The 25,131-nt window shown below is 49.1% G+C and carries 23 protein-coding genes and 2 pseudogenes; 9 read left to right on the plus strand and 16 right to left on the minus strand.

Annotation, left to right across the window (positions count from 1 at the left end; genetic code table 11):
• Positions 1-228: 228 nt before the first annotated feature.
• From VE954_RS03665 to VE954_RS03680, 4 genes and pseudogenes are all read right to left on the minus strand, one after another.
• A complete protein-coding gene (locus VE954_RS03665) occupies positions 229-1,239 on the minus strand; it encodes an IS3 family transposase (RefSeq protein WP_324949779.1) in 1,011 nt (336 codons plus the stop codon).
• Positions 1,236-1,694, minus strand: a complete 459-nt coding sequence (locus VE954_RS03670) for a hypothetical protein (protein WP_324949781.1) — start codon at positions 1,692-1,694, stop codon at positions 1,236-1,238. The genes VE954_RS03665 and VE954_RS03670 overlap by 4 nt, the downstream gene beginning before the upstream one ends.
• 76 nt (positions 1,695-1,770) lie before the next feature.
• Positions 1,771-1,977, minus strand: a pseudogene (locus tag VE954_RS03675) (transposase); the annotation flags it as partial.
• A 184-nt stretch (positions 1,978-2,161) separates the two neighbouring features.
• The gene (locus VE954_RS03680) at positions 2,162-5,098 is read right to left on the minus strand and encodes a 7TM diverse intracellular signaling domain-containing protein (protein ID WP_324949783.1); all 2,937 of its coding nucleotides are present in this window, start codon (positions 5,096-5,098) and stop codon (positions 2,162-2,164) included.
• Between the two features lie 216 nt (positions 5,099-5,314).
• Here VE954_RS03680 and VE954_RS03685 point away from each other — a divergent pair.
• From VE954_RS03685 to VE954_RS03710, 6 genes are all read left to right on the plus strand, one after another.
• Positions 5,315-6,033, plus strand: a protein-coding gene (locus VE954_RS03685) for an IS5 family transposase (protein ID WP_414698966.1) whose coding sequence is annotated in 2 segments (ribosomal slippage) — positions 5,315-5,528 and positions 5,528-6,033 — 720 coding nt in all. Because the reading frame shifts where the segments join, the coding sequence is not laid out codon by codon here.
• Between the two features lie 175 nt (positions 6,034-6,208).
• Positions 6,209-6,583: a hypothetical protein gene (locus tag VE954_RS03690; protein ID WP_324949787.1), complete on the plus strand. Its 375-nt coding sequence runs from the start codon at positions 6,209-6,211 to the stop codon at positions 6,581-6,583.
• Positions 6,580-6,948 carry an IS66 family insertion sequence element accessory protein TnpB gene (tnpB, locus tag VE954_RS03695; RefSeq protein ID WP_324949789.1) on the plus strand — a complete coding sequence of 123 codons (369 nt, stop codon included), beginning with the start codon at positions 6,580-6,582 and terminating at the stop codon, positions 6,946-6,948. Before VE954_RS03690 ends, tnpB begins: the two co-directional genes overlap by 4 nt.
• A gap of 1,016 nt (positions 6,949-7,964) precedes the next feature.
• Positions 7,965-8,261 (plus strand): hypothetical protein, encoded by a 297-nt coding sequence (locus tag VE954_RS03700; RefSeq protein ID WP_324949790.1) that lies wholly within the window; start codon positions 7,965-7,967, stop codon positions 8,259-8,261.
• 57 nt (positions 8,262-8,318) lie between these two features.
• Entirely contained in the window at positions 8,319-8,606 is a 288-nt protein-coding gene (locus tag VE954_RS03705; protein ID WP_324949792.1) for a hypothetical protein, read from the plus strand.
• Between the two features lie 203 nt (positions 8,607-8,809).
• Positions 8,810-9,607, plus strand: a complete 798-nt coding sequence (locus tag VE954_RS03710; protein WP_324949794.1) for a substrate-binding periplasmic protein — start codon at positions 8,810-8,812, stop codon at positions 9,605-9,607.
• 76 nt (positions 9,608-9,683) lie between these two features.
• On the opposite strand, the gene VE954_RS03715 is transcribed toward VE954_RS03710, so the two are convergent.
• Positions 9,684-10,037 (minus strand): hypothetical protein, encoded by a 354-nt coding sequence (locus VE954_RS03715; protein WP_324949796.1) that lies wholly within the window; start codon positions 10,035-10,037, stop codon positions 9,684-9,686.
• Between the two features lie 88 nt (positions 10,038-10,125).
• Here VE954_RS03715 and VE954_RS44080 point away from each other — a divergent pair, with 88 nt between their 5' ends.
• Positions 10,126-10,644, plus strand: a complete 519-nt coding sequence (locus VE954_RS44080; protein ID WP_414698967.1) for a helix-turn-helix domain-containing protein — start codon at positions 10,126-10,128, stop codon at positions 10,642-10,644.
• A gap of 685 nt (positions 10,645-11,329) precedes the next feature.
• On the opposite strand, the pseudogene VE954_RS44085 reads toward VE954_RS44080, so the two are convergent.
• The 11 genes and pseudogenes from VE954_RS44085 to VE954_RS03770 form a co-directional block, all read right to left on the minus strand.
• Positions 11,330-12,466, minus strand: a pseudogene (locus VE954_RS44085) (recombinase family protein); the annotation flags it as partial.
• A 532-nt stretch (positions 12,467-12,998) separates the two neighbouring features.
• Positions 12,999-13,358, minus strand: coding sequence for a hypothetical protein (locus VE954_RS03725; RefSeq protein WP_324949800.1), 360 nt, complete (start codon positions 13,356-13,358; stop codon positions 12,999-13,001).
• A 642-nt stretch (positions 13,359-14,000) separates the two neighbouring features.
• Positions 14,001-15,626: a hypothetical protein gene (locus tag VE954_RS03730; protein ID WP_324949801.1), complete on the minus strand. Its 1,626-nt coding sequence runs from the start codon at positions 15,624-15,626 to the stop codon at positions 14,001-14,003.
• Between the two features lie 256 nt (positions 15,627-15,882).
• Positions 15,883-16,896, minus strand: coding sequence for a hypothetical protein (locus VE954_RS03735; protein ID WP_324949803.1), 1,014 nt, complete (start codon positions 16,894-16,896; stop codon positions 15,883-15,885).
• 101 nt (positions 16,897-16,997) lie between these two features.
• Positions 16,998-17,801 (minus strand): ParB/RepB/Spo0J family partition protein, encoded by an 804-nt coding sequence (locus tag VE954_RS03740; RefSeq protein WP_324949805.1) that lies wholly within the window; start codon positions 17,799-17,801, stop codon positions 16,998-17,000.
• Positions 17,802-17,804: 3 nt separating this feature from the next.
• A complete protein-coding gene (locus VE954_RS03745; RefSeq protein ID WP_324949807.1) occupies positions 17,805-18,698 on the minus strand; it encodes a ParA family protein in 894 nt (297 codons plus the stop codon).
• Positions 18,699-18,961: 263 nt separating this feature from the next.
• Positions 18,962-19,225, minus strand: a complete 264-nt coding sequence (locus VE954_RS03750) for a hypothetical protein (protein ID WP_324949809.1) — start codon at positions 19,223-19,225, stop codon at positions 18,962-18,964.
• Positions 19,226-19,245: 20 nt separating this feature from the next.
• On the minus strand, positions 19,246-19,800 hold the full coding sequence (locus VE954_RS03755) for a hypothetical protein (protein ID WP_324949811.1): 555 nt from the start codon (positions 19,798-19,800) through the stop codon (positions 19,246-19,248).
• Positions 19,801-19,907: 107 nt separating this feature from the next.
• On the minus strand, positions 19,908-20,135 hold the full coding sequence (locus VE954_RS03760) for a tail protein X (RefSeq protein ID WP_324949813.1): 228 nt from the start codon (positions 20,133-20,135) through the stop codon (positions 19,908-19,910).
• Complete coding sequence (locus tag VE954_RS03765) at positions 20,113-20,568, minus strand: phage tail protein (RefSeq protein ID WP_324949815.1); 456 nt, start codon at positions 20,566-20,568, stop codon at positions 20,113-20,115. Before VE954_RS03765 ends, VE954_RS03760 begins: the two co-directional genes overlap by 23 nt.
• Before the next feature lie 176 nt (positions 20,569-20,744).
• Positions 20,745-23,423, minus strand: a complete 2,679-nt coding sequence (locus VE954_RS03770) for an ATP-binding protein (protein WP_324949817.1) — start codon at positions 23,421-23,423, stop codon at positions 20,745-20,747.
• Positions 23,424-23,990: 567 nt separating this feature from the next.
• Between VE954_RS03770 and VE954_RS03775 the strand changes: the two genes are divergently transcribed.
• The gene (locus VE954_RS03775; RefSeq protein ID WP_324949820.1) at positions 23,991-24,569 is read left to right on the plus strand and encodes a phage portal protein; all 579 of its coding nucleotides are present in this window, start codon (positions 23,991-23,993) and stop codon (positions 24,567-24,569) included.
• Positions 24,570-24,804: 235 nt separating this feature from the next.
• The coding region (locus VE954_RS03780; RefSeq protein WP_324949818.1) for a hypothetical protein at positions 24,805-25,131 on the plus strand (327 nt) is incomplete at its 3' end.

Consider the following 25,131-nt stretch of genomic DNA (forward strand, 5'->3'; position numbering starts at 1 on the left):
GCGCGGTCCCAAGCTTGCGATTCCACAGGATCGAGTTGGAATCAATATCCCAGTCACGCGACAGTCCGTGTTCGTACTCGGGTAGAAAAGTTTCTTAAACTTTCTTTAGCGCTGTCCCAAAAATGCTGACACATTCCGAAGGGCTTGATTATCCAGCGCCTGATCGGCGACGAGCCGGAATGTGTCAGCTATTTTGGGACATCGCTAAAGAAAATTTAAGAAACTTTTCTACCCGAGTACGAACATGGACTGTCGTGTGACTGGGATGTTGATTCCGACCCTCTCCTGTGGGATCAGGAGCTTGGGACCGCGCTTTGAGAAACGCTCTGGATGCCTGTTATAAGCATCTTTCAGGGCCTGAGTACGTGTTGCGAGCACCCCATCGACTTTCCCCATGTGAACCATCTCTGGCGTCAAAAGACCGAGATTGATGTGCCGATGTTCACTGTTATACCACTCAAAAAATTTCGCCAGACTCTCCTTCGCGTCTTCGAGACTATCGTACCAGGGCTTGAAGAAGCGGTGGTACTTCAAGGTTTTGAACTGCGCCTCAGAGAACGGATCGTCGTCGCTCACTCGCGGTCTTGCAAAACTCTGTGCGAGGCCGAGCACTGCAAGAAGTTCCACTGTGTTGCTCGCAGTCATTGGGCTACCACGATCGGAATGAATCGTCAACTGCGCTCCTTCGTCGATTCCCTGCTGCCTAAGTGTTTCACGGATAAAGTGCTGAGCACGATCAGAATTTTCTTCATGCGTAATCATCCAGCCGACCACATAGCGGCTGTAAACATCAATCATCGCGTAGAGAAAATAGTATTTTCCCTTTATCTCAGCAGGCAATCTTGTAATGTCCCATGTCCATAACTGCTTTGGTGCCATGGCCTGGATGATAGGCTTTACGTACTTCGGATGACGCCGCTGATTACGGCGATCCTCAATCTCCTCAGCTTCGGACAAGACGCGATACATGGTGCGGATCGAGCAGAGCCATTCTCCGCGGTCCAGGAGCTTGCTGACGATTTGATAAGGTGTATCCTCGATAAATTCCTCTGAATGCAGCACATCAATTTGAGCCTTCTCCGATGAACTCAGAGCATTCGATGATGATCGAGGCAACTTTTGCTTTGGTGGGCTTCCTTTGCGCCACCGATTCACACTCGACCGTGACACACCGTATATGTCCATAAGCCAGCTCTGGCTCACCCGCTGCTGAATCAGCTCCAAAATACCCTCTTTCATGACTTCCCGCTTTTCCAGTCGGCTTCCGGGGGCTGCTTGATCCCTAAGATCTCGGATATTTTTTTTTGAACTTCGATAATGACCTCAGCCTGCCGCAACTTTTCCTGAAGGGCCGCGCACTCTCTTTCCAGTTGCGCGATTCGCTTTTCTGCTTTAGCCTCCAGGTCTGGCTTCGGCCCACGCTTTTTGCTCAGTGCACCTGAAAGAGCTTCTTCAATCTCCTCCTTCCACTTGGCAACTTGCGCTGCGTAGAGTCCTTCTTTGCGAAGAAGTTCACCAACTGCCCCACGTTTACCTCGGCACTCTTCGAGCCGCTCAAGGATAGCAAGCTTGTATTCGGGGTCGAAAACCCTGCGCTTGGGCTTATCTTCAACCTGCGTCCTCTTTATGCCTTCAGGTAATAATTCAGAATTCCCAATACTTTCGAGCTTCTTCACATTTGACGAGTCTGACATCTGAGACCTCATTGCCGCCACTTTTACTTCACTAAATTATCGGCTTTTACTGTCTCAAACTTTGCTGGCACATAGGGAGCTGCTTCAGTCGGCGATTCTCGTCTTCCAGCGCCCTTAATCGTTGGGCTTCAGAAACCTCCAGACCGCCGAACTTAGCCTTCCATTTGTAAAAAGCCTGCTGGCTGACGCCCAGCTCCCGGCAAATGTCCTGGACCTTCTCGCCCGATTCCTGGCGCTTAAGAGCCTTGATGATCTGTTCTTCCGTGAATCGACTCTTCTTCATACCATTCAATCTCCTTGATGTGCTTAGTGGCACAGGAGATTCAACTAATCAATGGAAGAAAATGGCGGGGAACCCTCGGATTTATAGGGCTTCAAAACCTTACTTCACCCTCCGAAATGTTTGCGACAGAGCCGAGAAAAGCAACTGTGTCAACTGAATCGGGGGCCAAAGCACCGATCTCAACTTATCCACATCTTTTGGTTATATCTCGCTTCATGCTTTCTACTATTTTGAAATCTCTTCGGTTGATGGAAATTACAATACTGAATGAGATATATTCAAGTGAACGATGGTTATACTTCTCACCTAAATCGAGGGCCAAAGTTCCTTTGTGTTTTTGTATAAATTCAAGCACAGCTGACATGCCAACTCCTCTGCCGGAGATGTCGCTAACATTGTTGGTCGTAGAGAAGCCTGGGTGGAAAATCAACATGGCTATTTCAAGGTTACCCATCTCGGAGCCACTCGGGATTATGCTTAAAGTTTCAGCTTTCGCTTTTATCTTGCTTAAGGCCAGCCCTTGCCCGTCGTCACTGTATCTGAATACGATATCCGTTGCCTGCACCTCCAAGCATACGTTGATGGTTCCTTCTGGATTCTTATTTTTCAATACACGGTCTTCTATGTATTCGATCCCGTGATCCATGGAATTTCTAAGCAAATGAATCATTACATTCTGCAGAAGTTGAGCAAATAGCGGACTAACCCTATAGTCACCTCCTTCTATGACTAATTTGGGCTCAGCTTTCTTAAGGTCCCTTGCCAAACGTTTTAGTTCCCCGCTAAACTCACTTAGGACTTCGTCTAACCTTGTATAGTAGTAGGAAACAAGAGTCTCGTAAACATACGCCGCCGAGACTCTGAGTTTGCCATCTACATTCTCAAAAATTTCCTCACTGCTATCTACCAGTTGACCGAAAGTGACTGTAGGAAGTTTTACCAGTTCGATTTCATTTGCCCTCCATCCGAGTTGCTCCGTTGCAATTTCTTTATATGAACCCATCGAACTTGCAATCCCTTGCAAATTGATTAGCGTGATTGCTTGATCCCATCGCGTTTTACCACTCAAAATATCTACAAAGTTCTGCTCGCAGCGATGGCATAGGTCGCACATCTCACTCAGTCCCAGAAACCTAGCCAAGCCTTTTAGAGTGTGCAGATTGAAAAACATGGTTTTTAGTCTCTCCGCCTCGTGGGCGCCACCTGCCATGGTCAGACGTCTGTTTTCGTCCAACATCACATCCACCTTTGAACAAAACTTAAAGAAATCCTTTGGCTGGTTCCGGATAATCTCAGAAACCTTGCGAAGGCTTAACTCAGATTTCAACGATATTGTCCTCAAACGTTTTAATTCCGCCACATCCTTGAAGGCGATTAGGATCTTGCGAACGCATTCCGAGTCGTCGAGGACCGTGGACCACTCTATTTCAAAAAGTTTTTCTTTGCCACCCGGGGACACATAAGAAGCTTCGTTTGGAAGATGCTGCGAGTTGACTTGAAAGTTAATCAGATCCTGACCGATTGCAGATTGTAGTGAGGATAAAATGAGATTCTTCTCATCATCACCTAGGCTGAGACGGTCCAGGAATGCATCCTTTAGCGTTTTACCCTGAAAGTCTGACTCTTCCAGAAGTACAAAGGTTTCCTGGGCGCAATGCTGTGATATGGTCAATGCTTCACCTTCAATTGTAATTATTCCCATCCTGACGTTGTCAAGTATGGACGATATCTCCTGAATCTTCTCTTTGACCATGTCGTCTAGGTGGTCTCTATGCTTCTCCAGCTCTTTGTTTGCAATCCCAAGACTTTTTCCAAGAACTGAAATACGATCACCCATGGCCAGCGCAAAAAGGAGTACTTCTGCAATGGTGCCTATCTCTCCTGAGTAGAGAGTGAAGACCCCGGTTTCGATACTACCGAAGGACTGGGAGATTCTAAGAAACGTCCCCGAAAAATGTAAGGTAAAGGCTATGGCAAAAAATCTAGCTTCGCGAATTCCTTTTAAACTAAGATAGATAGCGGTGCAGTACATGAATAGTATTGACGCTACAGCTAGAATAAGCATCAATTGCACGAAAAGTATACCCTCGGGCATGGTCAGATTGCTGATGCACCAAATAGCGACCACGACAAGGCATATGTTGCTTAAATATTTGCTATGAACCTTAAGCCTCAGAAATGATCTGCAGTACAGAAGAAGAAAGGTCATGGTCCAAAAGATTGATAAGTTCCAAGCCCTGGGGTTTATAAGTATGACGTCAGGTGAAAACATCCATGAATTCAATCCTAATAAATAGGAGTATGCGCAAATGACACCGACCAGATACATGCTGTAGTAGAAGAAATCCACATCACGGATCAAGATTGAAATCGAGAAATTGTAAACAAGCATTGTACATAGGCAAGTAAAAAAGATCGCTAGAATCATCGCGTCAAACTTTGAAGCTTTATGCCAGGATGAAGCCGATAGAAGTTTAAATTGCATTTCTGTAGTGTCACCGAAACTTAGAGACCGGAGGTAAATCTCATATTCGCCGGTTTCTGTTAAGTGAATGGAATTAGCAATCGAGTTCAGGCCAACCGTTAAATCTTTAAGCTCCTGCGTTTCGAAGGGTAGAGCAGCTCCTATGGTTTTATGGGTTACCACTCCACTAGGTGAATATATCCACATTTCTCCAACATAAACATTACCTTTCAGAACGAGGTCGCGAGATTCGGGGTCAGCATTGCTAACCTTGATTTTCAACCAAACCGGATGAGGATAGAACCCCAGGGAGAGAGGCTTGCTTTCAATAACAAATTCATCTGCTTTGGCTTTTGCTTCTGAAATACCCATGGCACCGGCAGAGAAGGAGTTTATGATTAGGGTCTGACTGACGAGTGCAGCTTTTTCAACCGGCTCATTGAGCTTCAGGTATTTAGACGCAAAATCTTCATCGCCCCTCATGGGTTTTACAACCACGCCATTCTCCAGGAAATATGCGATATTTTTTGGTTTAAGACTGTACTGTTCGAAGTCCGTCTTCACAATTACAGTTTCTTGGCTGCTTGCCGGGGGAGAGGGAAAAACGATAGTCATAAGTAGAAATACATTTCTCAGCCAGACGGAAATTGCCTGCATGTCCAACCCCGATAAAAGTGGCATTAACCTATCGACTTACTAACTTTTTATTTTAGTCTTTTTTAATGCCTGTTAACAGCTGTGCTGTCGGGACCGTCTAGAAATTGGTGTCCGGGTTAAAAATTAAGGCGTGTCCTCATTCCCAGGTAACCAACTGAATCATTTTAATTTTTTTAGTTTTGTGGAACTCTTCTCTCTCATGAGGAGGGTTCAAGGATGACCCGCAGAGTACTGAACGATTCCATCTGGCAGCAGTTGCATGCAGTCATGAAAGCCAAGGGTTGTCACAGTTGGCGTAATGACCGGGAAGTGATGGAAGCAATTTTATGGAAGCTCCGTACTGGTGCTCCATGGAGAGATGTGCCCGAAGAGTTTTGCCCCTGGAAGACAGCCTATAACCGTTTCAATCGATGGGCCGCAAAAGGCTTGTGGTCAGATTTTTTTTTGAGCTACGAGGCGAAATTGATCAGGAGTGGGTATTCGCCGATGGAAGTTACGTTCGCGCTCATCAGCATGCAAGCGGAGCTAGGCTTGGCGAGGAACGAGCCATCGGAAAATCTCGTGGTGGAGCCACAACAAAGATTCACCTTGCCGCCGATGCGCATGGAAATCCGATCGATTTTAAAATCACTGGGGGTGAAGTCCACGATGCAAAAGCCGCCGGCGAAATCATCGAAAAAATAGGTGAAGCAGAACACTTTATTGCAGACAAAGGCTATGATTCAGAGGCTATTCGAGACCAGGCACGAGCGGCAGGAATGAACCCTGTGATTCCAAGAAAATCCAACAGCACCCGACCCAATCCAGAGTTCGACGCACATCTCTATAAAATGCGCCACCTGGTGGAAAATCTGTTTGCGAAACTGAAACACTTTCGGAGTATTGCCACACGTTACGAGAAGCTTGGTAAGTCGGGTCTAGGCCCCGTCCCTTGAAAAAATCCCGCCAGTATCCAACTTAAGGGTTTTCAATGACTTTGGAGACCCCTATGTTCCTGGACCCTCGTGCCGTTGCTATTCAGGTTTACAGTAAATCGTCCTTGCTCGACACCTTAATATATTTTCCATCTGTGTCATAATCTCAATACGTACAACCGTTATGGAGAGTGACATGGATACGATTTCATTGAAAAAGAAACTCAGCACCTACCAGTCAGACAAAGGTTACCTTAAGAACGTGAGCGATGAGCTTCACTACGAGGTGCTTGTTGCCTGGGAAAACTGGACAGGGCCAGCACAGGATTTTTATAAATCCCTTGGCTTCAGTTATAAACAGATGGCCGGGTTAATAGGCCGAGCCAAGAAAATGAAGCGTGAGGGCTATTTTGGGTCTTCCGAGTTCAAACAGATTCACGTGGAAACGATCGAGACCAATGGCTCTGAGGCAAAGCCTTGTCAGGGAATTGAGATTGTTTGGAGTGACGGGAAGTTGATTCGTTTTCAGGATGTTGACCGACTCGTCGAATTCCTGAAGAAGGTCGCATGATTGCTCTGAACCGTCGCACGAAGATCTTCGTCTGCAAGGGGCCCACAGACATGAGGGCCAGCTATGACAGTCTATTTGCGAAAGCCCGGGATATCCTTAAACAGGATCCTTTCTCCGGGCACCTTTTCGTTTTCATGAACTCCAGACGATCGAGCTGTAAATGCCTCTATTATGATGGAACCGGCCTCGTAATTATTGCCAAGCGTCTCGAGCAGGGCTTGTTTTCAAAGATAAATCCCTTCCATGATGCCGAGATCGTACTGACCCAGGCTGAGTTCAGCCTCTTCTTTGAAGGTGCTGACCTCAAAAAACGCTTTGTGGAAAGTCCCCCAGCAATTCATAAAAAGTCATCACTCGCTCACTGATTTCCAAAGAAAGTTGCCACTTTCCGTGGCAACCTTCCCCACATGCACCTGACACTGGAACAAATTCTTGCCTTTAAAACCCTTACGGAAGAGCACCTTGCAAATGCTTCCCGCGTTTTGTGAACTGGAACGAAATTGGAAGGATCATCAATGCCCCCATGGGTTCAGTATCTGCAAGCGTTTGCCACGCCTTGTCTCTCAGCTGCCGCCTTGATTTTCACATGGCTAAGCTACCGGAGTAGCGAGCACAAACGAAGGAACGATATCTTTGACAGACGCTACGAGTTTTATAAGGATTTTCGGGACTATTGGCTACGAACTTGCGCGGAACCCGGCCATCAGCCTGAGCTACCGTGGATGGATATTTTGGACCTTATTCCTTTCGCTGAAGAATCACAGTGCCTGTTTGGAGATGACGTTCGCCAGCATATTTTATCGCTTGCCGACAAAAGACACTGTGGAACTCCCGGCATAGTGGATAGCGACTTTTCACGCCCTTTTCTTAAATACCTGCGGCTTAAGTAGACGCGCAGGTAACCTGAAAATTCAGCTTGCATCATTGGAGCAATCATCCACCTGTTACCTGAGTTTACCCACCGCCGAAAAGTACATATCTGGTATTTTATGACATATTAGCATCAATTCGGGTGTGCTCAGTGAAGAGGACTTTGGCCATCCGCTGAAGTCGACTGTGGTAACCGACAATTGCCATGAAGGATAAGCATGTGGCAACCAAATGCACGTTTGGTTTACATTGGAAACCAACTCAACGGCTTATTTTACATGCGAGATTGGTTTTTATTTCATACTGTTTCAAGGTAGCCCGATGGATTTTGTCTGTCAAATGGATGGGATGGGGCCATGACAATTTGAAGATGCCAATGCGTTTTTATCTCCAATGGCACTGCCAATATAATTGGCGTAAAATCAGCCCGGACGATGTGGCCCGACCATGCAAAGCATTTGACAATCTGCCAGCATTTTTTCATTCTCCGCATTCCTTTTAAGGAGCCGATGTGACAAATCGTCTGCTGCTGACGTATATCGACCGCATCAACTTTCAAAGAAAATTTTATAATTTCGATGCCCTTGCCCTTGAATTGATGGAGGCCGGCATTCGCCCCGGCATGCACGAAGAGCTTGCGCCTGATGTCCTCACCCCGCACATACGCAACGAACGCCTCCTCGGGCGCTTTCTTTCCCTTGCCGCGGAAAAGGCCTATGGGACTATCGGCCCCTGGCTGAATGAGGCCGTTGATATCATCGCCGCCAAGGGCCCAACTCCGGATGCCGGCGATGCTGAAAACCTTTGACAACATCCCTTCCCGACGCCGATTCTTCCATCCTCACTCACGAAAGGACCAGGGACAATGTCCACTTCTCAATTGCTGGAATACATACACCGTATCAACAACGCCCTGGTGCTCGATCAGCTCGAAACCATCGCCGCCGAAATCAGGCGTGCCGGCGTCTTTCCGGGCATGCACGATGAGGCCCCGCCCGACGCCCTTACCGAAAACATGCGCAACCAACGGCTCCTCGGGCAGTTTCTATCCATCATGGATGACAAGGCCCACAGGATGATCACCCCGTGGCTTGACCAGATGATTGCCAGCTTCCGCGGCAGATGGACGGAAGATGAGAATCGTTGTTCATAATTCGAAGCCTTGGGGTACTGCAAATGTATTTCCGCAGGCGTCACCCCAATCCATTCCCTACGCCTGCCGCAAATCGTTGACAAAGCCCTGTCCCGAGCCGATTCTCTTCACTGTCAATTGTGAAGGATCGGCGACGATGTCCAATCCTGCCTTGCTGAAATATACGCACCGCATCAACGCGGCTTTCGCATAAAGAGTGATCCGTGAATGGAAAGTTAAGCTCTCAAATAAGCCTTCTGGGGCTTGCTTCACTCATCGCGTTATCAGCTCGGGCCCAAACGTCGAGCCCGCTTCAAAACCTTGAATTCGTCTCTGACATTTTCCCTCGCCTTGTGGAAGACGCGGGCTCAGGAAAAGTCTGTGGCCCCGGCCCTTATCTTGTTCACGAAACAGCGCGGGTGATGGGACGGGGCTATCGTCTCGAAATCGCGCCCTTGAAGCGCGCCGTGAAAATGGTGGAGCAAGGAGCCAGGGACGCGGTTGTCAGCCTTTCTAAAACCCCTGAGCGGGAAAAATTTCTTCGCTTCATTACCCCTCCTTTTTTTACCGATTCCATCCGGGTCTTTGCACTGAAAAAGTGGCCTCCTGCTTGGAATGGGACCATGGATAGCCTGCGTTCCTCCCGCATCGGCGTCATGAAAGGCTGGTATTATTCGAAACGTTTCACGCAGCTGGAGCAGGACGATGCACGGTATCGCTTTGATTGGATACCGGTGCTGGACAGCGGATTCAGGATGCTGCGGGCCAGGCGTATCGACGTTTTAATCTCCAATGATCGCATCTTTCACCACTATCTTGCGAAAGAGAAAACGGCAGTCCCTCATGACTCCGATATCGTGGCCATGGAGCCTCCCCTGGAAACCAGGGACCTCTTCATCGCGTTCTCGAAAAAAACGCCTGCACCTCTGGTGGAAGCGTTTGAGAAAACCTTTCTCAAGGTTCTGCAGGACCCCGATACGAAACAGCTGCTGGCATCCCAGCCTCTGCCATGTCCTCGTTAAGGCCCCCGGAGGAGATGGGCATCAGAGCCGCCGTGTGCGTGCAGCACGAAGAAACATTTGAGCTGCCCGCCGTGCGTCATCCACAGCTAGGCTGTCTAAAAAAATCCTCCACTGCTGCAAAAAAACCTGCACCCAAGTAAGTCCATACGCCGCTGAGGCTGCAATCCTTTTGACAAAGTCTTTCCCAGCTGATGAATGATGAAGGATCGAACCGGGGGTTGATGCCGATTCGCTCAGGAACTAGCAGATCGAACTTAACATGTTGAAATATTTTAGTTTTTGATAGGCTGCGATTCGAGCTTTTCAGTGGCACCAGGGTGTTGAAGATCATGAGTGCAGAAAGTGTAGCTATTTGCACCACCGTTCTTGAACGCCTTGAAAACAAGCGAGATGTGCCATCCTCAAAACCATCATTGTTACTACTTTTCACTAGTACCGCTCGCCCTAAGTCCGTACCGGGTTGAAATGATGATCGGCAAGGAGTAGATTGGCAACGTAATTATCATGGTGGTACTGCTATGAATACCCATGCCAGTCCAATCCATTTGAGTCCTCCTATCCGTCGTAAATTGGTCAAAATATCGCATTCGCAAACCGCTGAGCATCGATCGGTTTTGAGATCCAATATTATCCTTCGTGCCGCTGCCGGTGAGAGTAATGCTGCGATTTCCCGATCTATCGGGTGCACCGAGAAAACAGTCCGCAAGTGGAGGGATAGATTCGCCGCCGAGTCAAAGGCAAAGTCATTGGAAGATCTGCCTCGTAAAGGCCGACCAGCTCGTATTCCTGCCGCAATTCGCTGCGAAATCGTCAAGCTTGCGTGCAAGCGACCTTCTGGCGATGCAGCTCCCTTTCGTAAGATATGGACTGTAGGCAGTCTCGCTCAAACGCTTGAATTTGAAACCAATTATCACCTGAGCGAAACCGAGATTCGTCGCATTTTAAATGACGCCGATATCCATCCGCATCGAATTCGGATGTGGCTTCATAGCCCGGATCCTCACGAGATAGGAGTGCCGCAACAATGCCTTGATTGAATTGGGCACTGTGCTTCGGCGGATGCCAGCCCTCTTTATTGAGTTGCGCGGCAATCGCCGATGTAGTTTGTCCTTGATCGTAGAGCGTAATGATCCTTTCCAGCAGCAGAGGGTAATCTTTTAGCTGATCATAACGGGCAACTGGCCGGCGGATATCGTGCTGAGTAAAGACATCCCCCATCCAGCGCAGCGTTACCGATAATTTTTCCGTTCCCGCCTCGGTTCGTGCAATGACTTGTTTTAAAAGTATTCTGACAATTTGCTGGCGATCCTGGGGCGAAGTTCCAGGATCATTCCAAAGAGCTGGAATATTGGCAGACAGATCACGTATGGATTTGCGATCTGCCTCAGTAAAAGCCGCTTTACTCTTGGATTCATAGCGTTCGTAATCCTCTTTTATTTTGCGCTGCTGAATAAGCTTTTCTTCCCATCTTCGCTCAAGCTCTCTGGCGACCAAGCGGTTTTCTGGATCCACGGTGTGGTAGTGCCTGGATGCCTTATCGACTTCATATTGAGCACGCCCCAGCTTTTGATGCCAGTCTTGTGTGAGACGATTGTGTTCCTTTTGTAGATTTTCACAGGCCTTCAGACTTAACTCCAAAGCTGCTGGTTTAATTGCTTCGAGCACTTGTCCAACCACCAAAGCGTCAGGTGATTGACCACAAAATGATTGACAAGGTGGCTTGCCATAATCGATTGAATCCCTCAGGCAACTATACCGAAATCGATTGGTCTTTCCTTGATAGGAAACGGCCATACGACAACCACAGATTCCACAGATCAGGATTCCGCTTAATAGTGCTGGCCCTTGCCTTGGAGCCCCCATCGCTTCAGCACGTGCTCGGTTATCTGCCAATTTTTTATGGTTGGCTACATATCGATCCCAACTGATATATGCTGGCAGCCGATCTCTGAGAAAGACTTCACAGTCCTCGGCATAACGGATCTTGCGTCCGGTACCAGGGCGGCCTGTGATCCTGGCTCGCGGATCTGTTGGGCGGTGGCCATAGCGATATGCTCCCGCGTAAATCGGATGACGTAAAATGTTCTGTAGCGTTGCCCGGCTTGGTGCGTGCCATTCAAGATTGCCACGATTTTCTCCGCAATGCCGACGAATAGCTAAGCGAAGATTGTTTCTCGTAAAATATTGAAGGACAGCATTCAGACTTTGTAGTTCATCAAATTTGTCAAAAATAAGCCTAACAATACTTTGCACCTGTTCATCGGGATCCATAATGCATTCGCCAGATTGTGTGCGCACATATCCGGTAGGAACACGGTTGAATAATTCCCCACGTCGAGCCTTATTCCAGCGGCCCTGACACATGCGGCTATGCAGGATATGGAGTTCAGCTTCGCTCATCGTTCCCTTTAAACCAAGCAGCAAACGGTCGTTATAGTTGGTTGGATCGTAGAGACCATCTTGATCCGCAAGTAACGTTTGAAACAAAGAACACAAATCCAGAAGGTGATGCCAATCCTTACAGGACCGTGCCAGTCGGCTCATTTCGATGCCGAGAACGATCCCTACATGATCAAGACCCACTTCAGCGAGAAGCCTTTGAAACCCGTCCCTGCCAGCAGCTGATTGAGCGCTCTGGCCTTGATCGTCGTCAATGACTACGATACGCTCAGTGGTCCACCCGAGGGAAGCAGCCTTTTGTACCAAGGCGTACTGTAGAGCAGCTGATTCCTGATGCTCCAAAACCTGCTGGGGTGTTGACTGTCGAACATAAACAATCGCTTGCCGCTCTAAATGCCGAACCGTAAGTTTGGAGGAGATCCCATAAAATCCGGTTTTCGGGGTATCGTTAATCTTCATGACATACCTCCTTTTCTTCACGTTTCTTCTGCATTTTTTTCTCTACCATGCGAGCGAGAACGACGAGTATCTCTTGACGCTGATTGAGTGTGAACTGATTCCACTGCTGGGCTTCCATTGGAAACTGCTGTGTTGGAGGACGCGGAAACGGGGGGGATATGGCTGTCGTTGGAAGTGGAGTGCATGAGGAGGCTCCTTCACCGCTTGGACTGCTGTTACATACATGTTTTTCATACCAGTGCGCTAACTCGAGTAGCACCTCGGGTGACACCATAACATGCTTGCTGATCGAGAGAAATTTAGTGACTTCAGGTGCATTGAGGTTGGCAAACGGAATGCGGCTTTCAGGAGTGCAAATACCAGTGCAAGAATCAAAGTGCGGAAAGTCTGTTCATTCTGGCTTTTTGCACTTCGCAAATATTTCCGTTGCACTGAACAGCTTGATAGACCTGTATTCCTTAAAACATGACCTATATTTTCATAATAAAATCATTGTCTTAATGTCGATCTGCTAGTTCTGAGCGAATCGGCATCAACCCCCATGAAGGACTAAACTATCTATCCTCTTGCAGTCCAGGCTCCGAAGCCTTTTCAGCTCTTCATCAATCCAGTTCACGTCCTGCCCCATGCTCATAAGGGCTTCCTTGCATGCAGTAACCCTATCCTCGCCCTTTTCATACCAGCCTCGACCGCCGAGCACGGCATCTTTAATAAATTCAAGCCACGCCCTGACGCTTGTGTTTGCGTCCGCAACGGCGAGCTCCGGATGCTGCTCCTCAAACTTTTTTCTGCCCAACTTTTTTTTAAGTTGCCGGACGGTTTCATGATCAAGGATTTCCTGTAGCTCCTTCTGATGCTCGGCCGGTATATACCAGGCATCCTCCTCTTTCACCCATCTTCCCCCCATCCCTTCGATGCGATTCCTGATGGAGAAGGGATTGCCTTCCAGCTTAATTTCACAGGACATGGCGCTATCCTCCGTTATGGTGTCTGTTTCGTATGGAAAAATGATTGACGATACGCTGATCGAACTCAATCCTATCTTTGGCTGAGGACTCGGACCATACCCATTTGAATTTTATCCGTAGTCCTGCATAGAGACCTGCCCTGATCACTTTCATTTTTCCGCATCTGACAAATTCTGGCATTTTAGTTTAACCTGAAGCTTAAACTTGCCATGATTTCACCGAACCTTTCACTCATGCCTTGCATAAAATCAGGTCAACTTTGAAAGCCACTCCCGCCGCGCTTGCTCCTTCTGCTTCACATCCGCAATACTCGTTACTTCAGTGAGGATCCGGACCTTCTCGGGTAGCGGACAGGATTCTGGAAATTTCCACCGTATCGTTATCAACGCCAAGCGCAGTGCGGAACAGACCGATCACTTCAATTAATCGCGTAGAGTCGGAATTGCTCTACTTTTGCAACTTCGCCAGCCATTCCCGGCGCAGACGCTCCTTCACCGCAGGATCCCTTTTGCTTGTCACGTCGGTTAATATCCTGGCCTTTGCAGCAGCTGACAAGGGCGCTCGCATCAGCGCCTTCGAAAATGCCCCGCTGCTCCTGTTTCGGAGCTAGGAACCGGGTTTTTGTCGGCATCTTCTCCAGTTTCAGCCAGCTGTCGCTTGAACGTTGAAGACTTTGAATCTCCCAAGTCAGGGTTCAACTCAAGCTGCCCGATATCCAAAAGGCTGCGGGGGCCTGGCCTGCCCCCGAACCCCACCGGCCGGGCACCGCTCGAGGCGGAGGGAAAAACGGCCCCGATAACCAAAGAAGGATCTGGAGCTGGTGCAATCACCGGGTCGGAAACAGCCGCTCCGAATCCAGCTACGCTGGATCCCTTCTTAGAAAAAATTTGGGAAGTTTGTTTTGGCTTGGTCGGATTCAGTTCCTCGTTCAACCACTCTGGTAAAACCAACTCCGGATTCCTGCCACGAAGTCCACTGCGATGATGGTATAAACTGCGCACAATTGCCGGCAGTTCCCGCGTCAGGCTCCGGGATTCATGATAGTGGGGCACGTGCTTCAACAGCGATTTAAGCGCTATTAGCAGCCTCTCGCGATCGATCCCCTTCCACTTGCACGCCAGTACCACTGAGACCAGCCACTGGTTGCGCTCACCGTGTCGAACCTGCTCAGGCGCAGTGATTGCGGCTACAGTGAACGTAGCAAACGATGCCTTTGCTCTGCCTTCCCCTCCGGTTTCCAAAAGCGTATAAGCACGATTTGTCAGCTCGGACGATGGGCGGATCGTCAGACGAAATCCTTCTCCTCGAATAGGTTCGACGTGCAACCATTTGGGCGGATCTGACAGAAACTTATACACTGAGTTTTTTGAGATCCCGTAGCGCTGCATGATCAATGCCGCTGATACCTGCTCCGTTCCCCACGGTCCAACAGAATCGAGCAGGTCTGTATAAAGGCGGGCACACGGCAGTTCGACACGAATGTCGTTCCAGAGAATATCCTCACGATCACGTTTGTTCTGTGGCTTAAGCGCGGGATGAAAGCGCAACGCATGGAGCAGATTCTGGATAATCCGTGGGCGTTTTTTCTGAATAACGGCCTCGGTAAACTCACAGTGATCGAGGACCCTGTCCGCTTGAAACATGTTGGGCATGAGCCTCTTAAGGCCCCGTGCACCTTCGTCCGCACCCATTCCATAGAAATTCAGGATGCCGATAACCATTGATTGAAGTTTGAACGCCAGTTTTTGAATGTCGCCAGTCTCAGGAATGAGTTCCAACGGCGAGATCGCCAAAACAAGGCTGATTCCCTTGCCGCCGGATGAACGGACAGCATACGAGAGGTACGAAAACAAGAGCGGAACCTCCTGCTTCAGGGTATCAGCTATCGCTGGCCAGTCGAGTTTCTCGGCGAATCGCCACTTCCTGTCAGCGCGCTTAAAGTCGAGGTCGAAGTGGAGCCAGATCAGGGTCTCGGTTCCGGTCCCTTCGTTTTTGATCGCGGTCGAGATTAATGGGAATTCCCCACGCTTGTCATTGCGTACGCCCCCCACCGGCACAGCGAATCGCTTCCCATCCTCGTGTTCCCACCTCGCAAACTGATAGTGGGACGGCTGTTTGGTATTTGGTTCCGTCTTTTTCCGGCAACGTCCCTGTCCTTCAAAAATATTCTTCAGCATCGCGGCTGCAGCCATTCCATGGCCTCCGAACGCAAAGGTTTCCTGACTCGTTCACAGCATCTGGCGAAAGACGCAAGAATGGCCGTAAACAGTTGATTTTTAGCAACAACTTTCAAAGGGGATTGCGTAGAAGGTCAAGGCAAGCTAATTTAGGAGTTACCACACATCCCAGATTTTGTTTGCCCAGTCACATCTCATGCGTCCCTGGCTGGGAGATAATTTTTTAAAAAGTTCCAGCACCTCCCTTTTTGCAACCATTCAAACTTCGCTTTTATAAAACTGCGTTTGCAAAGCGTAATGAGCGCCGACGCAACGCTTTTATCAGTTTGGGCAACGATTCAATGAGCCCATGAAGACAAAGAATATTCAAAGGCTCAAGAGTGAGTCTGCGCAGCCAATCGGCGAAACCCCAATTGCTGACTAGGCCGCTTGATCTCTCCCTTTTCTCCTTGTCTTGAAGTTCAATGAATTGATCCCTTTTTCTGGCGAGTTCTTCTTCCAATGGTTTCGACTCACGCTGCAACTTTGCGATGCTGGAGCGGTATTCGATAGGATTCATATCCGCAATCGCTTTTCTCGTCGGAGTCAATCTCGACTCAAGATCTCTGATAGATGCCTGCACCTGTAGAACTATAGGCGAGGTCGATACCGTATGAGCCATCGTTCGCTCCACGCTGCTATCGATGGAAGTATGTATAACCAAATAGCCAATTAGGACTAATGAAAGTCCCAGGGTCTTTTGAACCCAGCATTCCCATGATTTCTTATTGAATGGAACTGCAAGGAGAGTCGTGCTCGATATAACGAAGAGAATGGACCAAAACCAAGACTCAAAGGTAAAATTGCCGGCTTCGGCGCCGAAATAAATTAAAGCTAGCGCGCAGGCGAACGTGCCACAGGCATTTGAAATGACTTTGATCAAAGGCAATCTGAAGTCATCAGGCTCTGCTTTTTTACTAGTTAGAGTTGTGATGTTATAGATTAGGCGTGTACCAGCTTCAGCTGTTCCTTGAGCGATTGATGAGGCTTTTGAGAAATTAGATACCTTCTCGGCTTGCCTATCTTCCATCGCTGCTGCTAACAAAGCAGCCTCCCTAAGCACCCGGTTTGGTCTAAGTCGTGGCAAGCACGTCAAGAATTTTTTGCTTTTTGGCTGGCTTTTATTCCCAAGTTTAGCTTTGCGTATTGCTTCCTCGGGACTGTATCCCATGCTTTGTAACGAGTCAATTCGCTGTCTTAGAGACTTGCTTTGACTAAAAATGGTACCTATGGAAGAATATTCCATGTCCGGTCCTTATCTGATTAACGGCTTTTAAGGATCGAATCGAGGTCTTAAACAACTTCGACAACGGCGGCCAGGTGCAAACTGGACCGCCGTTGCTGTTTTTAGACCCACCCCCGTACTTTATTTTCTTTGAGAAATCGAATAATCAACTCAACTTGTTCATGCTTCAAGGAGTTGGATTCAAACCACTTATCAAGCTTCTCTTGGTATTTCGGCCCCGAGGCACCTTTTCTTTCGAGTGTCGTATCATACGACACTTGACCGCAAAGTTTCCGGACTCGTTCAATAATTTCCTCATCTGAAAGCTTGATTCGCGCAATTTGGGATAGCTGGAATACATTGAGTTCGTTCTGGGCTGCTAGATCCTTTGCCTCTTGAGGCCAACCGGCAATGCTAAGGAGCTCGGTAACATAGGACCTGCTGCGATTCAGAACTCTAGCAATACCCGTAGTATGTTCCTGAAGCTGTTCCTTCAACTTGAATACGGCTTCAGCAAGCTCGATCGGTTTCAGATTCTCACGAATAACATTTTCAGCAAGCCGCGCAGATTCAATATCGCCGGGTTTAGAAGTATTAATGAAAATGCACGGGATATCAGTAAATCCGAGATCCTTCATTGCCTCGATTCTACGATGGCCAGCGACGCAGACATACTTTTTGTCGCCGGTAGGATTTTTTGCTACAACTGGTCGCTGCAAAAGACCTTGCTGCAAAATGCTCTCTTTGAGCGCAACGAAGGCATCGTCCTTAACAAGAACTCGAATATTTTGGTTGGTATCAATATCAGCAATGGAGACCTCTGCAGCAAGACCGCCAAATGTTTCGAAATTATTTTTATATTCCTTCAAAGAATCTGCGAGACCGTCTAAAGAGTCGGAACGCTTTGCTACCTTCTTTGATGCCATAGTTTACAACCTCACCTGCTTCTGAACATTCAAACCTTCCAAGTCAGAATCGAACGAATTCATAAAATCTCGAATATCGTCTCGCTCAATTTTAATAGCTCTCTGTGGCCTTCCACGCTTATCTGTTAGCTTTGGCAAAATCGCAGTTGCAAGATCTCTGTAGGCTTTAGAGACAGGCAAGCTAGGTTTGCCAAGAACAACTGGGATTTGTTCGTCTGAAGAAGACGACATCGCATCTGAATCTGGAATGACTTTGAGTATAGGTAAAGCGTGCTTGTGGCCAAAAACTTCAATTTTGCTTAAAAATTTCTTATGGGTCGCATTTTTGGACTTATATTTAGTAATAATGCAACCCAAATTTTTAAGTCTGGGATTCAAGCGCGATTGGATTTCATTGAGGTGTTTGAAAATAATGTGAAGGCCATCGACAGAATCCGGCTCTGCAAAAAGAGGAATGATATAGTAATCAGCGGCAGACATTACGTTTTGAAACGTCAAATCAAGCGATGGATGCGTGTCGATGATCATGAAGTCGTAATCGTTCTCAACGGGTTCTATCCACTCTTTGAAAAGTAGATGACTACCTGGCTTGCCGATGAACTGGCTATTGAATTCGCCAAAGTCCATGTCAGCAGCAATAACATCGATATTTTTAAACTCAGTTCTGACAATGGCTTTCTTAGCAGGTAAGCCATCGATCATGCCCTTTCCAATGGTACGATTCTCGTTGATGGCTTTCTGTTTCACACCGAAGGCACTGCCAGCGTTTCCCTGGTAGTCTGCGTCCACAAGCAGGACTCGGCTACCCTCAAGACTCAAAGAACTCGCCAAATTAACACTAGTCGCTGTTTTTCCTACTCCACCCTTCTGATTCACGATTGCTATTTTTTTAGCCATTTCCTGTCCGCCATTAAAGCTTTTTCGAGACTTTAAATAGACTAGATTGAAAGTTACAGGGAATCCACAAAAAAAAGGTTTTTAGGTTGGTTAGAATCCATAAAAAGTTTGCATAACCTTATAGATTCAACAAATCTTGATCTTAAAAAAGATTTTTTTGGGGTTTTTAATTCCACCTTTTATCCCCCCTTAGTCCGATTTGATTCGTTGAGCGGCGGGTTTTGAATCAGCCTACTATCGGAGCCTTCAGTCATAGAAGCGGACTATTTATACCCATCAACTGAACAATCGACGCTGGTTTGGAATCCAGATCCGTCAATCGTATGCTCAACACTTTTGATCACCCACTCGCCGTCAACGCTTTCGCGGATGCCGCTCACGATGCATTTGCGCTCCGCGGCCAATCCCCAATTGCCGGGAACGGTGAACGACAGGCTTTTACCTTTGCGGACGACTTCCCTGAATTTAGTCTCAGCCGCCCTGCACGCTGCGGCTTCCGTGATCTTGTTGAATTCCAACTCCAGCACGACCCCTTCCTTGCCATACATTACGAACCGCTTGGCCGCCGCGTCGTTGTCGTACCAGTAGGCGCGAACGCCCGTATATCGTCTGGTCTGCTCGCCTGAGTAGTCGTATCGAATCGGATTGGAAACGTGAACAGTAGGCAGCTGGCCTTTCTGCTTTTGTCCTCGGGCATCGCCATCAGGAATCGATCAGACAGCTTGATGACCATGTCATGCCTGCGACCAAGCCGAAGCAGGAAGGCAATGTCCGATTCGGTCTGGTCCTCATGATCGATCGGGACCGATTGCAGCTCGGCAATGACCGCGGGCTTCAGACCATTCCGCCTGGCAATCGTTGCGACGATGTCGCCAAGGGTCGTGGAGTCCCAGGACTCCTCCCGCTGATTTTTAAGCGAGGCGCCCTGGTTCAGTGCCGACGCCTCAATCCTCAAAATGCGGGGCGGGCCAGATACGGCAATATGTTTTGTTGAAAAGCTGCCGACATCGACCAGGACCTCCTCATAACCAATGGCCACCTCGAACACCTGGCCGTCAGTAGGCCAGGCGATCGGTGGGTCATCGACCAGTTCCAGACACATCGAGTCCGATTTCGTCTTGGCTTCGTCCCGGATTGTCAATTTCAGGAGGCGCCTTCGAAAGGCATTCGTCAGATCCTTGTCGCCGGATCTGATCCTAAAATTGGGTCTCAATCGAAAATTCTCACAGTGCGGGTGGTTTCAGTAGGGCGCTTGAGATCAGGGAGGGTGATAAATTCCGGACGGGTCAGCGGCAGGACACGACCGAGGCCATCGAAGAGGTGGAGCCGATCCCAGTTGGTTTTGAGTACCGCTTCCACCGCTCCGGGCAGATCGCCGTACTCGTTCCAGCAAATCTGGTCCAATTCTTCATCGTCATTGAGCTGGTGGTTGCGCATATGCCTCCAGATCAATCGAGAACTCGATCCTTTTGGGAATGCCGTCCGCGTGTAAAATGGTTCTGGTTTCCTTGATTTTAAGAATGATCCAGAGCCCCAGGTTTTCGCCGAGTTTGGTATCTGCATAGACAAGGCGCTGTGGTTTTCCCGCTGCAGCCATGTCGCGCAGTTTTTTCAAATGATCAATGCGCCCGGAGATTTCGGGATAAAGAACCCTGGAAATCGTTCGCTTGCTTTCATTAGGACCGAGGCGGTCCTTGTCTGTCGATCCCAGATAGTGATGAACCGGCAGGCTGCTGATGGGTTCCTGCTTCGCCCACCTGTAGCCTGTTTCCCAATCGATCCTGTCGGGGACCAGGGTCAGCAGCTCGAAAGCAAAATCCCCAATCCTGGCAAAAACTTCCTTACGGGCGAATGGAATCGGATCGACCATCAGCTCACCACGGCATCGTCAAAGAGATCAAAGGAAGGCGTGTTCCGGAAGGCTCTGTCGCAAACTAGGATTTTTCGTGCAAAGAAAATATATAATCCACTGCTTACAGGACATAATTTTCTGGAATTTCAGAAAATTGACTGTTTGCGACAGAGCCAAACAATCTGATTTCAAGTTTATGCGCTGTTTTTCAGATGTTCACTGGCTCCGATAAAGCTCAAGACCAGCAGACTGCCCTCGCCCTGATCATTGGCGAGAAGATGAGCATCGCCATTGAGACCTCGGCAGAGCTGCCTGACAGCCGAGAGTCCAACGCCTCTGCCGCTGGTGGCCGAGGCAGTCTCGGCAGTGGTCGCCCCATCAAGGAACACGACATCAGCCACCGTTTCCTCGGGACCCGGCTTGAAACCCTTCTCCTCAGCCATGCTTTTTAGCTTTTCCATGTTGAGGCCTGCCCCGAAGTCTCGAACGCGGACCTGGATTTTCCCTGATGGATCAGTATCCGCTTCGACCCTGAGAACAGCCGGATAAAGTCTCTGCCCCCTTCGTGAGGGCAGAATGTAGCCATGGTCGGCACTGTTGCTAAGGGCATGGAGAAGGCTCTGCCGAACGGCATCAAGCACATCCGTCGACCACTCATCAACACCATCGGAGACATCGATCGACTGAACCGGAATTCCCCCTTCCTTGAGCTGCTTTCTGAGGGCGGGGAGAAGAGGGCCGACGACATCCATAAGGGATGTGGCGCTCTGCTCAGTCGTGGAACGACTCATGAACATGTCGCGCATGAGGGACTGGTAGGCTCCGGTCTCCTCGCGCAGAACAGAGATGGCCTGACTGATGGCCTCCACCCTTCCTTCGGACAGGGCACTTTCCAGGCTGTGGATGGCTTCGCTGAGCCCCTTGAGCCCAAGGGTACGGGCCTCACCCTTCCGGGTGTGAAGATCACGCTTGTAAGCGGCCTCGAGCCAGAGCTCATCAGGGCTCTCCAGCTTCGCCGTCAGTGTGTCAATGAGCCTTCTGGCATCCTGAAAGCGGGTGAGCAAAAGCTCCTGGACCCTTTGCTCCAGGGCCTTTGATTTCTCCTTCTGCAGGAGGACTTCATCCTGAAGCCTTTTCTGATCCGATATGTCCCGAAGGCTCAAAAGAAAGCCCTTGATCCGCTCCTCGCTGTTAAAAAGGGGCTGCCAGAGGATATGAATGCTCCTGGGAATCTCCCCGGGCAGGACAATCTCGGAGGGCAGCTGACCGCAGTTCAGTTCCCATGCGAGGCTCTCCTCACCAAGGCACGCCCGAAGGGTTTCCCTGATGATGCTCTGCCTTTCCTGGCCGAGCATTGCCAATGGGAAAAGCCAGTCGATCGCGTCTTCCTCTCTCTGAAAGAGGCCCGGATAGAGCCGCGTCAGATAGCGCGAATACTCCGGTTCGGGACGAAGGTCCCAATTGATAGTGAGAATGCCCTCTTCGATCACATCGAGAATGATCTGGATCTTTTCCCGGGCCTTTTGGATTTTCCTGGCGTTGGAAAGGGCCCAAACGGTGCTGGCAACCGCCCCAAGCAGCAGAATGCCAAGGGCAATGGCGGCGATCAAAAGATATCGCGAGGTTTTCAGCCGGGCCGCCTGCAGCTCGTTTTCCTTTTGCAGGAGGAGGTTTTTTTGCTCTTCCATCTGAAGGCCCAACTCGACTCTGGCTTTGGCGAAGTTTTCCTGCTCCTTATCTCTTGCAATTTTTGCTTGAATTTTCTGATATTCCTTCTGCGATTGAATGGCCTCTTTGTAGAGGCCGGCCTCTTCCTGGATGGAAGCCTGCGTTTTATAGATATCGCTTCGCAGCGTCGTCATTTGCTCTGATACAAGCAGTAAAGCTCGGTCGTTGACAGCAAGCGCCTCACTAAGCTTCCTCAATTTCCAAAGAGCCTGAGCCTTTACCAAAAGTGCTCGGCCAAGCCAGAACTTATTCGTCGATCCGATTGCGGTGACAGCTTCCGAGGCCTTTCGCTCCGCCTCCAGGTACTGCCCAAGTTCCCAAGCTATTTCCGCCTGTTCCGCAAGGGCTGCACTTACTCCGATTTTGTCATCGATGCTTCGTGCCTCACGTAGCGTTACATCAAAATACATAAGGGCTTTTATGGCATCCTTATGACGGAGTTCCCGTGCCACGTTATAGGCAAAGGCTGCAAGGATGTGGCGAGGCCGCCTATCCATCAGATACTTCATGGAGTCATCAATAATCTGATCAAATCCCGATGATCCAAGACGCTGCAAGGTTAAAGCCGTCCAGATCCTTACAATGTGCCTGTTAAGTGGACTAATGTTTAGCGATTCATTCGCCGCCATTGAGTGAGCGTCACGAACATACTGAAGGGCCAGGGTTTTCTGGCCGCGTCCTTCGAGTTCCTTTCCATGCAGCGCAAACATCTGTGACAAGATTTCGTAGTCCTGACTTCGCCTTGCTTCATCAATCGTTTGCTTGAATAGCGCTTCAGACCTTGCCAAGTCCCCGTTCTCCTCATAATAAGAAATTAGACTCTTGCCGATAGCCGTTCGATCCCTGGTCAGGTTTAATTCATTGGCTCTCTCCCGAAGCCCTTCAATGGACTGAAGATGTGTTTCGAGAAGGTCAACTTCCTCTACGGCGTCCGCGGCCTGAGCAAAGTAGCTTGCAACCCGGATCTTTCGAGATATGGGTGTGCCCGGAGTCAGCGCTTCAAAAGCCTTGGAGCTCCATCGATAGGCCGACTTTGGATCGTCAGCCATCTGCCAAGCGAAATCATCCAGGGTCGGCAGGCCCGCAAGAGGATCGGGCTCTTTCACCCCAAGCATGAAAGTACATAATAGGATAATGGCAAGCATACGCCTGCCTATGTTTAGCGGCATTAGGGACCTCGGGGCTGTGTGCAGTCAGCGGATATTATAGCAGGGGCTGGAAAATTCTCTTCCCATTTTCTCGCATATTCTTATTTGCTTTATGCCGTAAGATGGTGGCTGGCTTTGGACTAGCTATAAAAATTTCTGGAATGCAAGCAGAGTAGGTTTTACGAGCAAATTACCAACTATGATAGCTGGAGAATCCCAGGCTTCCAAAGCCTTTATGAGTTCACCCCAATGGTCCAGGTATAGTGGTGTCGCTCAAAATCATATGCCACAAAGTATTCAAGGTTTTGGGTCCTTCCGGCGGGGTACCCCGTCATGGTTGACGATCTACCGCCTCCCCTCTTCAAATTTTTAAAATTTTTGTATCAAAGTTACCCATCGACTTGACCTTATTGGCAGCATAAGTCCGCTTTTCACGGCCTCATTCGGGCGTCGGATCCCCTTCCTTGTCCGGGACTCGCGCGCCTTGTCCATCTGCGTCCTGCTCCTTCTCAAAGGCATGCGCATCAAGCTTTCCATGGATTTCTGGCAGGCGCCCCGAGCGAGCTGGGAGCGGTTTTTGGTGATCGCTCCACTGCTCACCTTGTCAAAGCTTCCGATGAAAAGCCAAGGCAAAGAAAATTCAATAAGTTTGGACCTGGCGGTCTTATGATCGATCTTCTGCCAGGGGAGAAGGTGGAGAACGCCGCCCCGGGCCGGCCCAATTCAAACTTTGAGCCCTTCGTCCAGGCGGTCATCAAGCAGATCGGCATTGGTCTCGGTCTTCCTTATGAAGTCATGACCCAGTATTTCAGCTCGTCCTATAGCGCCGCCCGGGCCGCGATCCTCGAAGCCTGGAAAGCCTTCAAGGTCTGGCGCAGCTGGCTCGTCGCTGAATTTTGTCAGCCTGTCTGGGAGTGGGTGATTACCGATGCCATCGAAAAGGGTCTTCTATCAGCGCCTGGATTTGACGATCCCTTGAAAAGACATGCATTTCTTGCCACACAGTGGGCCGGAACCGGGATGGGATCGATTGATCCCTTGAAAGAGGCCAAGGCGAATGAAGTGGAAATCCTCTCCGGGGTCAAATCCCGCCGCTCGATCGTCGAAAGCCAGGGGAGGGATTTTGCAGGCACGCGAGCATGAAGCAGAAAAAAAGGTTTTCAATGTACAGGGCATAGGCCAGCCCCAATGCAGTCGGCTCTCTACCCTCGAGATGGATGGAATTTGAGACTTCAGCCGAATGGCGGGTGAGTGAAAAGCCAGGACGGCAGGATGGGGGTATGAATCCTGCAACGGATCTGGTGCGACCAAGTCCTATTTTGACCTCTCGTCGTCCTGCGCTTTCCCTGGTTGGGGGACCTCAGTCCCTCGACCGGACTTGCATGCGAAGGCAATCGCTAAAAATAAGGGCGAGATTCACCCTTATCTCCATCCAAAAGCCGCCATTGCCAGGGGCAATTCAAGCGCTCGCTGCTCAGGGCCCCCTGTCCGCTTTATTTCTGAAGCGTTCAGGATCGTCGATCTGCTCATCCGTGGAGCCTTCGCTGGCGAATCTGACCAATTTAGGTTTAGGATACTGAAGCCCTTTATCATAAAATCAACAGTTACGGCTATAAGCCTCACACTGCTCAAATTTAATAACGAAGCTTTGATAAATAATGGCGTCCGCCTAATCCATCCAGTTGAAATTATTGCAGTATCGGCA

It is taken from the genome of Oligoflexus sp. (genome assembly GCF_035638955.1).
GTDB lineage: Bacteria > Bdellovibrionota_B > Oligoflexia > Oligoflexales > Oligoflexaceae > Oligoflexus.